A 15,318-nucleotide genomic window follows, 5' to 3' on the forward strand; every position below is an offset into this window, starting at 1 on the left:
TAGAGGATGACTTCTAAATTTAGAAGCCTCTTAAGGTTATGTATATTCACAATACCCTTAGTTAAATGAAAATAAATAATACACATTCTAGTTTTTTATATTCGACATTTTCTAACTAATTCCCTTTTTTTCTAAAATATTTAATTTTCTATTGAAACCAATGTAACTTATAATCGTATACAATATCATTAAATTTATTTTTGGAGGAATCCCTTTATGAATAATCATGAAATTGACTACAAGTTATTTGGTGACGACATGCAATATGTGCAAGTTGAGCTTGACCCTCAGGAAACAGTTGTTGCAGAAGCAGGAGCGTTAATGATGATGGATGATTCGATCCATATGGAAACTATTTTTGGTGACGGCTCACGAGGTGGCTCACAAAGTGGTCTAATGGGTAAATTATTAGGTGCCGGAAAACGCCTAATAACAGGTGAGAGTTTATTCATGACAACATTCACAAACGTTGGCTCAGGTAAGAAGCATGTTTATTTCGCATCACCATACCCAGGGAAGATTATTCCGATGGATTTAAGCCAATTAAACGGTAAAATTATCTGTCAAAAAGATGCATTCTTAGCTGCTGCTAAAGGGGTCTCTGTTGGCGTTGAATTTCAGAAAAAAATTGGAGTAGGCTTCTTCGGTGGTGAAGGCTTCATTATGCAAAAGCTAGAAGGTGACGGCATGGCATTTGTTCATGCAGGAGGAGCCATTCATGAAAAAACATTACAACCGGGTGAAGTTTTACGTGTGGATACAGGATGTCTTGTAGCAATGACATCCAATGTGGATTACGATATTGAAATGGTTGGAGGCGTAAAAACAGCCCTGTTTGGAGGCGAAGGAATCTTCTTTGCTACATTACGTGGTCCTGGAACAGTGTGGGTACAATCATTACCATTTAGCCGTTTAGCCAGTCGTGTCTTTGCAGCTGCACCTATTTCGCAAGGTGGAGGCGGTCAATCTAAAGGTGAAGGCGGTATCGGCGGCTTATTCGATTTATTCAATAGATAAAAAAATGGAGCATATCTTTCACCGATATGCTCCTCTTTTTAATCAATTCGATTGGATATTGCCTTGCCTTGTCCATAAGCAGTCAAAGCTTTTACATTTAACATTAGCATAGCCGTTCTCGTTTCTAATGACGCGCTACCGATATGTGGCAGAGCTACTACATTTGGAAGTGTTAATAAGGGATGATCCATCGCAATCGGCTCTTGTTCAAACACATCTAGTCCTGCAGCCCAAAGCTTCCCATTTTTAAGAACATCGTATAGCGCATCCTCATCAATAATTCCACCACGTGAGGCATTAATTAATACCGCATCTTCTTTCATCAAAGCAAGTTCCTTTGCACCAATGAGTCCTTCCGTATCACTATTATAAGGTGTCATAATCACAACAAAATCAGATTGCTTTAATAGATCCTCCAGCGAAACATACTGGAAGCCATACATTTCTTCTGCTTCATGACGACGTCTGCGATTATTATACAAGATTTTCATATCAAACCCTTTTGCTCTTCTAGCAACAGCTTGGCCAATTCTCCCCATGCCAATAATGCCAATTGTGGCTCCTGAAACATCCTTGCCAACCAGTTGCATTGGATACCAGCTTTTCCATTTACCCTCACGTAAATATCTTTCACTTTCTGGAATTCTACGAGCAGTTGCAAGCAGTAAGCCAAATACTAAATCCGCAGTTGTATTAGTTAAAACTCCAGGCGTATTTGTCGCCATAATGCCTCGTTTTTTTAAAGCCTTCACATCGATATTATTATATCCAACTGCTAAATTCGTCACTAATTTTAAGTTGGGTGCATGCGAAAGTAATTCTTCATCTACTTGGTCAGCTATCGTTACCCACAGTACCTCACAGTCAGCGACAGCTGCGAGCAATTTTTCACGTGGAATCACAATTTCTTCCTCATCCCATTGTGAGATTTCATAAAACTCCTGTAGCAGTTCAACAATATGTGTAGGAAACTTACGTGTTATAAATAATTTCTTTTTCATGCTCCAAACACCCCTCTACTCAATTCCCTAATTCGCCTATAGCGTAACACTTAAAACAAGCATTTTCTAGGTTTTTGTAATCTTCCTCTTTCTATAAAATTTGCTATTAGCTAATTCATCAGCCTCTTAGTTGATTTATCCATAAAATAAGACCTTTTATCCTAATTCACATACTAAAAAACTATGCATAGATAGTATGCATAGCTATATTTCTTTTAAAACTCTCTTATTGTTGTATTTAAGCGATTAGCGACCCTCGCTAATTCTTCCGAAGATTCACCAATCGATTCAATAATAGTAGCTAATTCAGATACTTGATTATCAACTTTTTGGAAATTTGAGATTGAAACTTCTACAGAACCCGAAATCGCATCAAAAGCTTTTAGAGATTCAGCATTACGTTCGATACTACTATTTACAAGCTCCTGTATGTTCTGAATTGCTTGTACAACTTGTGTTGTGATACCATTTGACGTCATGATTAACTCAGCAATCTGTTCAACAGAGCTTTTTGTTTGATCCGCAAGCTTGCGTACTTCGTTTGCAACAACTGCAAAGCCTTTACCATGCTCACCGGCACGTGCCGCCTCAATTGCAGAGTTTAACGCAAGTAAATTTGTTTGCCCAGAAATACTTTTCACAATTTCTACAACGGCATTTATTTTCGAAGAGGATGCATCTAATTGCTCCACCATATTTGCCATTTCAACGGTCTTATGATGAATCTTCCCTGTTTGTTCATTAATAGATATTATTTTAGTATAGCCTTCATTAGACACTTTTTGCATTGATTCTGCTTCATACATACTTTCCTTCAAAGAAGCGTTGACACGCTTTGCGCTATATACAAGTTCTGTTACTGTTTCAGTTGTAGTTTGTGATTGAACCTCTAATTGTGTAGAAACTCCGCCGATAACATCCTTTACATGGTCCCGAACATTATTGCGTTGTGTTTCAATTAGTATACTTGCATAGCTATCGTATTCTTCTAAAACGATTTGTTGTTCAAAATTACATATTTTACTGATAGCATCACAAAACTTCTCTTCTTCGCCCTTTGGTAATCGTAGTTCATAGACTATTTTGCGAAGTGATTTCTCAAGTATTTGAAAAGCAGCTAAATACCACTTCGGATATAAATTAATCTTTACATGCATTTTGGCCACACGTCTTCGCTTTTCTAAAAAGGCTTCATCTATTCTCCCCTCAAACATTTCAATAATATGGTGACGTAATGTCTGTCGTAAACGTTCGCTGGAGCTATGTGATTGAATAACCTTTTGTAAGGCAGGAACACTTTCTATTGCATGATAAAATGCCGCTACCACTTCTACTACATTTCTTTCTACATATGGTTTTAAACTATTAATCAGCTGAAGATCATGCACACTTAACCCTACAAGATTTAATTGTAGTAAACGGTCTGGATCTTCTATAAAAATACCGATTGTTGTTTCATTGCTTATTTCAATTGTATTTTTCTTAGATCTATTGATAAGTTGAAACATTTTCTCCACCTCATATATTTAATCATATATCTTAATAAGTCTATATTCCTACTTTTTATAAAAAACAACAAATAATTAGACACTTTATGTATCAATTATAATCTCAAAACATCTAAATGAACAATATGTAGGTAAATGTTGTCTAATATTATTATAATTCGCTATTAATTTATGCTTTAACATGATTCTTTATACTCATTTTCTCTCAATTTACTGAAAAAATGGATATATGGTTCAATAATCTTAACGCAAAAAAAGCCACTGCTTCTTGAAGAAGAAGCGTGACTTATTGTTTACATGAAAATGATAACGCAAAGAACTGCTGCTAAAACTAAACGATAAATGGCAAAAGGCATTAATTTTACCTTTGAAATAAGCGCTAAGAAAAACTTAATGGACAATAATGCAAAGACGAACGAACTAATGAATCCTACAGCATAAAAGCCAAAATAGTCCATCGATAAAGTATCCCAGTTTTTCAAAACGGATACGAGGCTAGCTCCTGCCATGATTGGCACAGCCATAATGAATGTAAAATCGGCTGCAACACGGTGACTCATACCAAATAGTACCCCACCCGAAATCGTCGCACCTGAACGAGAAAAACCTGGCCATAGTGATAGGCATTGTACAAGTCCTACCTTAAATGCTAAACCATAGGAAATCTTATCTAAAGAATCAACTTTTGGTTTTCTCGGTGCCAACTTATCTGCAGCAATCATCAGAATTGCTCCTGCCACTAGTGCATAAACAACATGCTCTACTTTAAAAAGATGGTCGTCAATAAAATCCTTGAATGCAAAACCTAAGACAACTGCTGGTAGCATACCAACAATAACATGCAATAAGTTAAAGCGGCCATTTATGGACTTAGCTTGACCTTCAATTTTATATAAACCAACTAAGCTTAGCATACGTTTCCACATAACTACGATAACCGCTAATATGGAACCAAGTTGTACAACAATTTTAAATGTGTTGGCAGGATATTTCCCTAAAAACTCCTCAGTCTTTAACCACATATCATCCACGATAATCATATGTCCCGTAGAAGATACTGGTGCAAATTCTGTCATACCCTCGACAAAGCCTAATATTAATGCTTTTAATAACTCTATAATTTCCACCATGTCACCTTACCTTTTTTAATCAAATACCCACTTATTATAAAATACTAAGTTTTTATATACTACTGCCTTTTCACCTAAGAAGCCGATTGTTAGATTATCACATACTATTTAAATGTTATATCTACTACCCAAAGCTCTGATCTACTGCCAATTCGCATCGGTGGGCCCCAGAAGCCATAGCCTGATGAAACAAGTGTATGCATCTGTTCCTTCAACTTATAACCATAATCCAGTTCAAATACACGAGCTGTTATATACTGATTCGGCCACAGCTGTCCCTTGTGTGTATGACCAGACATATGTAAATCAACGCCCATTTGGGAAGGCGTGTTTAAATCGTCAGGTGTATGATTCATTACAAGCCATGGTAAATTAGCAGAAGGCTTTAGCACCTCAAGTGGTTTTCTTTCTTTATTCGTTCTGTCCTCTTGCCCTGTTAATATAAACGCATCTTCTATAAGAATTGTTTCATCTAGGAGCATTTTCACATTGGCATTTTCCATTTCCTTAATAAATTCAGGAATTTTTTTGCCATAATATTCATGGTTACCTAATATACCATATGTTCCATATGTAGATGTTAATTGTTTCATGACATCTGCCATACCCTCTTGAACAAACCATTTAGGGTCATCGTCCACAATATCCCCAGCTAACAACACGATATCTGGTTGTGCTTCATTAGCTAAGCTGACAAAACGTTGTAAATGTCGTTTATGGGATAAAACACCTAAGTGAAAATCAGATGCTACAACAGCTCTTAGTGTGTTTAAGTCACTATCTTGTTTATCAACAGTTATTTCTAAATGACGAACAACTGGAGAGTAGGCTAAATAGGAGCCAATGATACTTAACAAGAATAGGATAGCTACTACTATACTACCTATTATTTGCACGTTTTTAAAAGGTGTAAGCCAAATAATGAATTGTGCAACTAAACATAGCAATAAGCCATATTCAAAGATAAACATCCAATAATTACTGATTACAGAAAACACACGTAATGACTCGTGTAATCTTCCGATTATAATACTAAAAGCAACCATATACAGCACGATCCAAAATAATACTGGAAAACGAAACCACCCCATTGCTACAAGCCACTGCTTTACTCCCCACCCTAAATAGAAAGTCAAAGCACTATAAATACTAATTAAAAGAACAGCGCCGATTACTTTTGGCATAACCAAGCCCTCTACTTTCTTTCTATAATTTAATTGATTATACCATTATACTTATCAATCATATTGCTTAAAGCACTTGAATAATCTTCTAAAGAAAGTAGGAACTTGTCCCTTTATTCTATGACAAATTTAAGTTTACCTTTTCATTTCATTCGTTACTCTCGTTTTACATGACATTTCACTGTATATAGATGACATTTTCGTCATTTACATACTAAACGCTACTTTTATTTTCACATTCCTTCCAGTAACATAGTAGATGAACGAGCAAATTCGCGTATTTACGAAGAAAAAGGGGTGCTATTTCAAATGACACGTTATAAATTTGAAACAACAGAGCATGAATTATTTCGCAAAACCTTTCGTAAGTTTTTAGCTGAAGAAGCTGAACCGCATTATGCACAGTGGGAAAAAGATCATCTTATTCCGCTTTCTTTTTGGCGTAAGCTTGGCGATATGGGCTATCTTTGTCCACAAGTAGAAGAACAATATGGCGGGCTGGGCTTGGATTTCAGCTTTGGCGTCATCATACAAGAAGAACTTGAACGTATAGGCTCAAGTCTTATCGGGGTAGGCCTGCATAATGATATTGTTGTCCCATATATCGAAGCATATGGGACACACGAACAAAAATCTCGTTGGCTGCCAAAATGTGTTACAGGCGACTATATAACAGCTATTGCAATGACGGAGCCAGGTACAGGTTCAGACTTGGCTAATATCAAAACGTCAGCCATTCGCGATGGGGACCATTATATTGTAAATGGTCAAAAAACCTTTATAACAAATGGCATCCATACAAACTTAGCGGTTGTCGCAGTAAAAACAAATCCTCAGGCTGAGAAAAAACATCGTGGTATTAGCCTACTTGTTATTGAAGAGGGCACACCTGGCTTTACAAAAGGAAGACAGCTCGAAAAAGTTGGTATGCATGCCCAAGATACAGCTGAACTCTATTTTGAAGATTGTCGAGTGCCTGTTCAAAATCTACTTGGCGAAGAAGGCAAGGGCTTTCATTATATGATGGAAAAACTGCAGCAAGAGCGATTAGCAGTAGCGATTGCCGCACAAACAGCCACTGAGGATATGCTTACACTAACGCTGGACTATGTGAAATCACGTCAGGCTTTTGGCAAAACAATTGGTGACTTCCAAAATACACAATTTAAAATAGCTGAAATGGCTACTAAAATCGAGCTTGGTAAATCCTTTTTAGAATCATTGATTGAAGAGCATATTGCAGGCAATGATGTTGTGACAAAAGTTTCTATGGCAAAATACTGGATTACCGAAAATGCACGTGACCTTGCTACGCAATGTATGCAATTGCATGGTGGCTATGGCTATATGGAGGAATATAAGATTGCTAGAAGATATAGAGATATACCTGTTATGTCGATCTATGCTGGTACTAATGAAGTCATGAAGGTTATTATCGCCAAAAATTTAGGCCTATAATAAAAAAGGCGGCAGAAGTTTGCCGCCTTTTTACCATTAAACTGCTGGAATTCGAACGATTACTTTAAATAAATCGCCATCTACATCAATGCTCATTCTTGCTCCATGTAAATCGACAATGGATTGTGCAATGGCTAATCCAAGCCCTGAGCCCTCTGTATGACGTGAGGCATCTGCACGTTTAAAGCGTTCAAATAATTCCTCAGCATCTTCACTAATTTCATACTTTGCTACATTTTTCACCGTAAATTCAGCATCGCCATCTGCCGTACGCTTAAATGTCACATAAACACGCGTTCCCTCTAGCGCATACTTCAAAACATTGACAATTAAATTATCAATAAGTCTCCACCATTTTTGACCATCCACATATGCAAAGATTGGATCATGAGGCATGGTCATTCGTAAATCTAGTTGTGACTGTGTTAAATCCTCTTTATGCTCCCCTACAGCTTGTTGGATAAGCTGTGTTAAATCTACTCGACTGCGGTGAAGTTCAATATTACCACTAGCCATTTTCGATACTTCAAAAAGGTCTTCAATCAGCACTTTTAAACGTTCAGACTTTTTATCTAGTATATGAATGTATTGTTTCCGTTCTTCCTCTGTAATATTTGGCTTCTTCAGTAAATCGGTATACGTAATTATAGAGGTTAAAGGAGTACGTAAATCATGACTCACATTTGTAATCAGCTCTGTTTTTAACCGCTCACTTTTCGCCTGCTCATGCATGGACGTACGCACACCTTCTCGTAAATGATTGAGGTTTTCTGCATGACCTGAAAGCGGAGATTTACCTTTTACCTTTACATCACGATTTAAACGTCCTTCAGCCATATCCTTCGTATCTTTCATAATACGGTTTAAATAACCCATTCTTGATAGGAAAACAATCATAGCAGGAAATCCTATAAACATACAAATGCCAAGTACAAGGACTGGAAAAGCTCCGCCTCCTATCATGGTAGCAACAAGGCTACCACCTCCAAAGAAGGCTGCGGCTAGCATTACAATTGAATGTAATGCGATCGAACGATTAATAAATAAGTCAGTCAACGAATCCCCAAGTGACCATAAATAGCTCGATTTCACATTTTCCTCTAGCTTATTCAAAGTATTTACTCTTGTATACAACCAAATTAATTGCACGAAGAAAGCACTACCAATTACCATTAAAACAAGTATTTTAAAGCCAATATCGAGTATAAAACGGACATAATTATAATTATAAACAGAATTATATTCAATAGATTCAAAAACAACCTGGGCTGAAATGAAATACATAAGGCTCGTTATTAACAAAAGAATAATTTGTACATCGATTTTATACTTTGTTAAAAGATCTTTTTCCTTCATACTCGTAACTATCTGTAATAAGTCTTTACGCCCCCTCCATACAAAGACGGCCATTAAAATACTTGTGAGCCAAATAAAGTAATGAGTATATTGATTGCGTTGAAACTGTTGAAATTGTTGATACCCTCCCTGTATAACATCTTCTGACATTGCTGCTTTTTTTGAAATAGCTATTACACCTGTATATTCAGCTGTTTCGTAAAGATCATCTACATTTACGTATGTTTCGGTATTGTAAAAAATATTTCTTAAATTCTCACTGATATTCCATGCATATAGCGGTTTTCGATCAGTATACTTAATTTTATAGGCACTACTTTCGGTAACATCACCTGCACGGTACGTTTTACCAGTTTCTGTATTAGTCAACTCATAAGACCAATAGTCATAGTTTTTTCCAAAGTTTTTGGATTCACCTTTTGCTGCTTTAATATATTTATCAATGAGGGCTTCCTTTTCAGCAAGAATCTTTTTTCTTACATGCTCATCATCTTCAAAATTTGCTGTAATATCTTTAATTTTATTATCACGTTCAGACACTAGCTTTGTCTTTAATTCTGTTGCATTGGCATCTATAGCTTCCTGAATACGTTGTTCGTATTGTGCCTTAATATTATCGATTTGCTGTCCTAATGTACCATAATAATTACGATGATCTTCTATTTCAGTTTGAGTAATCTCAATTTTATTTTTCAATTCCTCTGCATTTGGTACATTAATTACTAACGGTCCTAGTTCTGCCGTGAAATTATCGATTTCATGTTGGAAATTTTCCGAATCAAAATATGATTTACCAATATACTGATAGCCCACATTATAAAAAGTAAAGACTCCGAAAATTGTCCAGATTAAACACATTAATACGAGAAGAGATTTCCATTTTTTTATCATCCCTTTTTACACTCCTCTAAAAAATTCTTTCTAACAATTGTAAAACCTCTGAGGAGCGAGAATCGACGATTTGATAGGCATAAATTCCAAAATAGATAAGCCCAATAACACCTGCAATAAATCCAGCAATAGTCATATACTTCTCTAATTTATTTTTCCATTTTATAGCCAACGCCCCATACCACCTTTAGATAGCGTGGATTTTTCGGATCAGCTTCAATTTTCTCACGTATTTTCCGAATGTGAACAGCTACAATATTTTCAGCATTATAAGCTTCCTCATTCCAAACACGTTCATAAATTTCACGAATCGAAAACACACGCCCTGCATTTTTCATTAATAGTTCTGTAATTTTATATTCTATCGGGGTTAGTCGAACTGGTTCTCCTTCTAGTACAACCTCTTTTGCCTCTTCATCAAGAATAAGTCCGTCTATTTCCACTTTTGTAGCTCCCTCACTATACGTTCCTAGCTGAACATAACGGCGCAGCTGAGATTTTACACGTGCCAACAGCTCTAATGGATGAAATGGCTTTGTTACATAATCATCTGCTCCAACCGATAATCCATGAATCTTATCGCCATCCTCCGCCTTTGCACTCAGCATGATAATGGGAATATTGCGCTCTTCCCTAATTTTAAAGGTTGCTGTAATTCCATCCATATTTGGCATCATGATATCTAAAATTATTAAATGTACTTCATTGTTCTCTAGCTTTTTTAATGCATCTAAGCCATCTGCTGCTTTAATGACATGATAGCCTTCATTTTTTAAATAGATTTCAATACCATCACGAATATCTTGATCGTCATCTGTAACAAGAACTGTTAATTTCGTCATGATATACACCTCGCTCTCAAATATAAGTGTATCTTTTAAATCTTAAAAACCAGCTATTATAAAAATGAAGAATTTCTTAAGGTTTTAGCTTTTTTCTCCCACCCAATGTTAAAACAACAATGCCACCTAAAAGCATCGCTACTCCAAGCCAGGAAACTATACTTAAGTGTTCTCCAATTAAAAACACACCAAGAATTGCAGCAGTCAATGGTTCTGCTAATGAAAGTGTTACAGCTGTGGATGAACTAATTTTTTGTAGTCCACTTAAAAACAGGAAATACGCTACGCTTGTACACATAATCCCCATAAATAACATTGTCCATAAGTTGTGCACATTTACTAACCAGGAAAATCCACCTTGTATAGAAAACGGCAGTAAAAACAAAGCGCAAATGGAGAATGTCATAGCAACTGCGGGTAACGCTTCTTCTTGTGCCATTAATTTTTTACTTATGTTTGTGTAAAATGCAAAGGATAAACCTGCACAAAGCGCTAATGTGAATCCGCCAACGTGAACAGACTCCTCTCCATTATTCATAAACAATAAAAGACATCCGATAATGGCCATCAATGTAGCAAGTCCCCATACTGCTGTGGGACGTGTTTTCCATACTAGCCACTCTAATACACCAGAAAACACTGGTGCACTACCAATAGTAGCAACAGTTCCAATGGCTATACCTGTTAGACGAATGGATGAGAAGAAAAGACCTTGGAAAAACGCAATACTAGCCGCAGCTAAAATTGTCCATTTCCATGACCACCTTAAAAAATTAATTTTCCTCATTATAATCGTAATAGCTAATAATAAACTGCCACCAATTGCAGAACGAATCGTGGCTACAGCTATTGGAGATACCTCTTCATCCAAATATGTCTGGGCAGTACCTGTCATTCCCCATAGAATAGCTGCTAGTAATACAAACAATGAATTTAACATTTTTCAGCTCATCCCCGCTTCACATCTTTCTCCATACTAATCATACATATTTATCCAAAATCAAACAATTATCATTTTTACTTTTCTTTTAATTCCAATAGTATGTTTTCTCATGAATGGACGTTATAATAAAAACAGTAAAAGGAGCGAATCGTATGTACAAATCAATTGAAGAGACAGCTATTGATCTTGGTATGCCTGAGGATCAAGTAATGCGTCTAATTTACGAAGGACGCATCCGTTCTGTTTACGATGGCCAACAAATTTTAATCAATAGTGGACAATTCAGCACTTATTTTAAACAATTGGAACGTATAAAAGAGGAAATTGAAATTTGGCGTGCTACTCCTATTCCAGAGGACATAGACGTCAAAGATGAAGACTAAAAGCCCACCATTCATACAATTGAACATTGTTGAATGGCGGGCCTTTTTTAAAGCTTTTATTAGATTGTCACAACAAATCCTGCTCTTTTCCCAATGATTTCAGCATAATCTTCTACCATGACACTTGCTGTTGGATACATCCCTGCTCCAGGACCGATTAATGTTAATGTACCAATATAGTTAGTCTCTAATGCCACCGCATTGAACACATCATCGACTGGATAAAGTGGATGCTCTTTATCAACTAGTTGAGGACCTACTTTTGCAATAATCTTACCGTCAGCTAGTTTTTCCACTTCAGCAACATGGCGGTAACGAAGACCCTTTTCACATGCTTCATGAACTTGTTCAGCAGAGATACTATCGATCCCAATTACCTCTACATCTGACCAGTCTGGCTGCTCACGAAAAGCTAAGGCACTTAATATCATTAATTTTTTAAATGCATCCTGCCCAGATATATCATTATATGGATCTGCTTCGGCATAACCTAAGCCTTGTGCCTCTTTTAAAGCTGTTTCGAACGACCAGCCCTGTGCACGCATTTTTGTTAAAATATAATTACATGTGCCATTTAAGACACCTTGTATACGACTTACATCATTTACAAGTAAGATATTTTTCATTGTTTTTATAACAGGTACGCCACCAGCGGTAGTAGCCTCATAGCCTACAAAAACACCATTAGCTTTTGCAAGATCCTGCAACTCCAAACCTCGTTTGGCAAACATCACTTTATTGGCAGTAATAACATGACATTTATGTTCCACCGCTCGCTTTAAATAACTGTATGCAGGTTCTTCGTTCACAATTGCTTCAAACACTACCTGCATACCTGGCTCTGCTAAGACTTCATCCATACTTGTTGTCATTAAATGTGCTGTACCTGGTACACGTTCACGACTAGCATCTGTCACTAAAATCTTCGCTACCTCTAATTCAATACCTAATTTATTTTTTAGCTCTTCTCGTTTTTCATTTAAAATATGGTAAATCCCCTGACCTACCGTTCCAAATCCTAAAATCGCTGCCTTTATAGTTGCCATTCTTGTTATTCCCTCCAACTTACATTCCGCAGTTTCATTAAAGCTAATTTTCCATGGGGTTGTGTCATGACAATTTGACACCCACCGCAGTCTTTAGCCAACAACTCTCTTTGTATGAGTTTCGCTATTTCTATATGTGTTAGGACACACACAAATTCAAATAATTCAAAATTTAACTTAAAGAAAATTGTAACGCAAATACACGCTTTGCACAAGAAAAATCTTTCTAGGAAGGACATTTGTTTTCTCTAGATGTGCAAAAGAAATCGGTTTCATTCCCTTTATTATACGTTTTATTAATCAATCTATAAGATTTGAACAAATATTGACTATTTACATTTCAATATATGAATGTCTTTCTTCTATTATATATATGTATGCTCAGACACTCATAACAATCCCTTTAAAGAAAAAACTCATTCCCTGTAGCAGCAGAGAATGAGCTTAAAAATATGAGGGGGTTTTAACTTGCTTTTGAAAGCAATTGATAACGATATTGTGCTAAAGCTTGTTGAACAAGATTAATCTCTTCTTCTGTAAAATTAGGTATTGCATACGTACGTTCCACTAATTGAAATGTACCATACTTCAAGTAAAACTCTGTCGCAGGAAGTGAGATATGGCTCACACCGTACTGTTCATATGCCTCAAATACTTCCTTTACAGTAAAGTCCTTTTCAGTAAAAACATGTTCTTGAAATGCTGTATGACCAAATACTTCCTGCCATTTTCTTTCGACTGATGTAAGAAGGTGTTGAATGGATTTATTGTTGACAAATACATGCCCTTCATTTAGCTCATATATTAGATAGGATACAATGTTTTGCGCACTATAGATGTTACCCATTTTAAACACTCCTTTATCATCAGTTTTTGGGAAGAGTAGTCACTGGCTAGGCAACTACTCTTCTATATATTCAAAAGTGGGGGAGCACTTATGAAAACATTTACCTTTTTTAAAAAAATTTTCGTACTGTTAACTTATTTCCTAGTATATAACATGGATTTAACAAAGTCAATAATACATATAAAATTACTTGGTATTATTTTTTATAAGGTTCTGATAATTAACGGGTGCAGTAATAGATTGATGTAGCAACGTTTAACGCATTACCAAATGAGGCTAATCGAATGAGAAAATACGTTAACGTCACAACATCTTACCATTTTCTTTAAACTTTAAGCTTCTACTGTTTGTTCAGTTGTTGTAGCCTGTGTAATGGCTTGATCTAAATCAGCAATAATATCCTCTACTGCCTCTAAACCGATGGATAAGCGAATGAGCGACTCGGTTACACCAGCTTGAACTAATTCGTCTGCTGATAGTTGCTGATGAGTAGTGGAAGCTGGATGAATAATTAATGACTTTGCATCACCTACATTTGCTACATGTGAAAATAATTTCACGCTATCAATAAGCTTTCGCCCAGCTTCTCGTCCACCCTTTATGCCAAATGTAAGCACTGAACCGAAGCCATTTCTTAAATATTTTTTTGCTAACTCATGTGTCGGAAAATCTTCTAGGCCATTATAATTTACATACTCCACAAATGGGTGGTTTTGTAAATACTCAGCCACTGCCAATGCATTTTCATTGTGTTTAGGGATACGCAGATGAAGCGTTTCTAACCCTTGCAATAAATTAAAGGCAGCATCAGCACTTAATGTTGGACCAAAATCACGTAATAGTTGTACACGTAGCTTTGTAGCAAAGGCAGCAGAAGCTGTATCAATTCCATAACGTAGACCATGGTAAGAGGCATCTGGTTCAGTAAAACCAGGGAATCGACCGCTAGTCCAATCAAACTTACCAGCGTCTACAACAACGCCCCCTAAAGTTGTACCATGACCTCCTATCCATTTAGTTGCTGAATGAACTACAACATCTGCGCCGTATTCAATAGGTGTAGAACCGTAAGGAGAAGCGAACGTGCTGTCAATAATTAATGGTAGACCATTATCATGTGCAATTTTAGCTACTGCCTCAATATCTAAAACCTTTAAACTTGGATTACCATAAACCTCTGCAAAGACAGCTTTTGTTTTATCAGTAATCGCTGCTTTGAAATTCTCTGGGTTTGTTTCATCTACAAAAATTGTTTTAATACCATAGTTTGGTAATGTGTTAGCAAATAAATTATACGTACCACCATATAAAGAACTAGCTGCTACTATCTCATCACCAGCTCCAGCTAGATTTAAAAAGGAAAATGCGATAGCTGCTGCACCAGATGAAAGTGCTACTGCTGCTGTTCCACCTTCCAATAAAGCCACACGTTTTTCAAATACATCAACTGTTGGGTTGGTAATTCGTGTGTAAATGTTCCCTGCTTCCTCTAAGGCAAAAAGACGTTGCGCATGAGCAGTGTCTTTAAATACGAAAGCAGTTGAGCGATAGACTGGAACTGTGCGAGATCCCGTCACTGGGTCTGGCTCTTGACCACCATGCAACAGCAATGTTTCTGGTTTAAAATTTGTCATTGTGTACCTCCAAATGGTTATTTTTTTTACGATGGTACCGGAGATGAGGAGGATTTTTCTGTAGAAAACAAAAACCCT

General features: G+C 36.5%; 14 protein-coding genes. 3 read left to right on the plus strand and 11 right to left on the minus strand.

The features are described from left to right. Positions 1-216: 216 nt before the first annotated feature. Complete coding sequence (locus tag HXV90_RS13515) at positions 217-1,017, plus strand: TIGR00266 family protein (RefSeq protein ID WP_004229711.1); 801 nt, start codon at positions 217-219, stop codon at positions 1,015-1,017. 38 nt (positions 1,018-1,055) lie between these two features. On the opposite strand, the gene HXV90_RS13520 is transcribed toward HXV90_RS13515, so the two are convergent. The 4 genes from HXV90_RS13520 to HXV90_RS13535 form a co-directional block, all read right to left on the minus strand. Then, positions 1,056-2,018, minus strand: a complete 963-nt coding sequence (locus tag HXV90_RS13520) for a 2-hydroxyacid dehydrogenase (protein WP_004229713.1) — start codon at positions 2,016-2,018, stop codon at positions 1,056-1,058. Positions 2,019-2,233: 215 nt separating this feature from the next. Continuing rightward, positions 2,234-3,526: a globin-coupled sensor protein gene (locus tag HXV90_RS13525; RefSeq protein ID WP_054549076.1), complete on the minus strand. Its 1,293-nt coding sequence runs from the start codon at positions 3,524-3,526 to the stop codon at positions 2,234-2,236. Positions 3,527-3,819: 293 nt separating this feature from the next. Next, positions 3,820-4,656 carry an undecaprenyl-diphosphate phosphatase gene (locus HXV90_RS13530; protein WP_175400802.1) on the minus strand — a complete coding sequence of 279 codons (837 nt, stop codon included), beginning with the start codon at positions 4,654-4,656 and terminating at the stop codon, positions 3,820-3,822. A 104-nt stretch (positions 4,657-4,760) separates the two neighbouring features. Further along, the gene (locus HXV90_RS13535) at positions 4,761-5,840 is read right to left on the minus strand and encodes a metallophosphoesterase (protein WP_269897417.1); all 1,080 of its coding nucleotides are present in this window, start codon (positions 5,838-5,840) and stop codon (positions 4,761-4,763) included. 309 nt (positions 5,841-6,149) lie between these two features. On the opposite strand from HXV90_RS13535, the gene HXV90_RS13540 reads away from it, so the two are divergent. Then, a complete protein-coding gene (locus HXV90_RS13540) occupies positions 6,150-7,298 on the plus strand; it encodes an acyl-CoA dehydrogenase family protein (RefSeq protein ID WP_269897418.1) in 1,149 nt (382 codons plus the stop codon). 36 nt (positions 7,299-7,334) lie between these two features. Here the strand turns inward: HXV90_RS13540 and HXV90_RS13545 are convergent, their stop codons facing one another. From HXV90_RS13545 to HXV90_RS13560, 4 genes are all read right to left on the minus strand, one after another. Continuing rightward, positions 7,335-9,545 (minus strand): sensor histidine kinase, encoded by a 2,211-nt coding sequence (locus tag HXV90_RS13545; RefSeq protein ID WP_269897419.1) that lies wholly within the window; start codon positions 9,543-9,545, stop codon positions 7,335-7,337. Between the two features lie 16 nt (positions 9,546-9,561). Further along, positions 9,562-9,717, minus strand: coding sequence for a hypothetical protein (locus tag HXV90_RS13550; protein WP_155483369.1), 156 nt, complete (start codon positions 9,715-9,717; stop codon positions 9,562-9,564). After that, positions 9,695-10,387 carry a response regulator transcription factor gene (locus HXV90_RS13555; protein ID WP_048393287.1) on the minus strand — a complete coding sequence of 231 codons (693 nt, stop codon included), beginning with the start codon at positions 10,385-10,387 and terminating at the stop codon, positions 9,695-9,697. Before HXV90_RS13555 ends, HXV90_RS13550 begins: the two co-directional genes overlap by 23 nt. A 76-nt stretch (positions 10,388-10,463) precedes the next feature. Then, complete coding sequence (locus HXV90_RS13560) at positions 10,464-11,327, minus strand: DMT family transporter (RefSeq protein ID WP_269897420.1); 864 nt, start codon at positions 11,325-11,327, stop codon at positions 10,464-10,466. A 155-nt stretch (positions 11,328-11,482) separates the two neighbouring features. Between HXV90_RS13560 and HXV90_RS13565 the strand changes: the two genes are divergently transcribed. Continuing rightward, a complete protein-coding gene (locus tag HXV90_RS13565) occupies positions 11,483-11,713 on the plus strand; it encodes a MerR family transcriptional regulator (RefSeq protein WP_004229745.1) in 231 nt (76 codons plus the stop codon). A 59-nt stretch (positions 11,714-11,772) separates the two neighbouring features. Here HXV90_RS13565 and HXV90_RS13570 read toward each other — a convergent pair whose 3' ends face one another. The 3 genes from HXV90_RS13570 to HXV90_RS13580 all read right to left on the minus strand — a co-directional run bounded on the left by HXV90_RS13570 (position 11,773) and on the right by HXV90_RS13580 (position 15,240). Then, positions 11,773-12,759, minus strand: coding sequence for a homoserine dehydrogenase (locus tag HXV90_RS13570; protein ID WP_269897421.1), 987 nt, complete (start codon positions 12,757-12,759; stop codon positions 11,773-11,775). 463 nt (positions 12,760-13,222) lie between these two features. Next, entirely contained in the window at positions 13,223-13,606 is a 384-nt protein-coding gene (locus HXV90_RS13575; protein WP_269897422.1) for a hypothetical protein, read from the minus strand. Between the two features lie 332 nt (positions 13,607-13,938). Next, positions 13,939-15,240 (minus strand): O-acetylhomoserine aminocarboxypropyltransferase/cysteine synthase family protein, encoded by a 1,302-nt coding sequence (locus tag HXV90_RS13580; protein ID WP_269897423.1) that lies wholly within the window; start codon positions 15,238-15,240, stop codon positions 13,939-13,941. Positions 15,241-15,318 lie beyond the last annotated feature (78 nt).

The organism is Lysinibacillus sp. JK80 (assembly GCF_027557635.1).
Classification (GTDB): Bacteria; Bacillota; Bacilli; order Bacillales_A; family Planococcaceae; genus Lysinibacillus; species Lysinibacillus capsici.

What these genes read in the sequence shown, in the direction of transcription:
- HXV90_RS13515 (WP_004229711.1), top strand. Translation starts at nt 217, where the DNA reads ATGAATAATCATGAAATTGACTACAAGTTATTTGGTGACGACATGCAA.
- HXV90_RS13520 (WP_004229713.1), bottom strand. Translation starts at nt 2,018, where the DNA reads ATGAAAAAGAAATTATTTATAACACGTAAGTTTCCTACACATATTGTT.
- HXV90_RS13525 (WP_054549076.1), bottom strand. Translation starts at nt 3,526, where the DNA reads ATGTTTCAACTTATCAATAGATCTAAGAAAAATACAATTGAAATAAGC.
- HXV90_RS13530 (WP_175400802.1), bottom strand. Translation starts at nt 4,656, where the DNA reads ATGGTGGAAATTATAGAGTTATTAAAAGCATTAATATTAGGCTTTGTC.
- HXV90_RS13535 (WP_269897417.1), bottom strand. Translation starts at nt 5,840, where the DNA reads ATGCCAAAAGTAATCGGCGCTGTTCTTTTAATTAGTATTTATAGTGCT.
- HXV90_RS13540 (WP_269897418.1), top strand. Translation starts at nt 6,150, where the DNA reads ATGACACGTTATAAATTTGAAACAACAGAGCATGAATTATTTCGCAAA.
- HXV90_RS13545 (WP_269897419.1), bottom strand. Translation starts at nt 9,545, where the DNA reads ATGATAAAAAAATGGAAATCTCTTCTCGTATTAATGTGTTTAATCTGG.
- HXV90_RS13555 (WP_048393287.1), bottom strand. Translation starts at nt 10,387, where the DNA reads ATGACGAAATTAACAGTTCTTGTTACAGATGACGATCAAGATATTCGT.
- HXV90_RS13560 (WP_269897420.1), bottom strand. Translation starts at nt 11,327, where the DNA reads ATGTTAAATTCATTGTTTGTATTACTAGCAGCTATTCTATGGGGAATG.
- HXV90_RS13565 (WP_004229745.1), top strand. Translation starts at nt 11,483, where the DNA reads ATGTACAAATCAATTGAAGAGACAGCTATTGATCTTGGTATGCCTGAG.
- HXV90_RS13570 (WP_269897421.1), bottom strand. Translation starts at nt 12,759, where the DNA reads ATGGCAACTATAAAGGCAGCGATTTTAGGATTTGGAACGGTAGGTCAG.
- HXV90_RS13575 (WP_269897422.1), bottom strand. Translation starts at nt 13,606, where the DNA reads ATGGGTAACATCTATAGTGCGCAAAACATTGTATCCTATCTAATATAT.
- HXV90_RS13580 (WP_269897423.1), bottom strand. Translation starts at nt 15,240, where the DNA reads ATGACAAATTTTAAACCAGAAACATTGCTGTTGCATGGTGGTCAAGAG.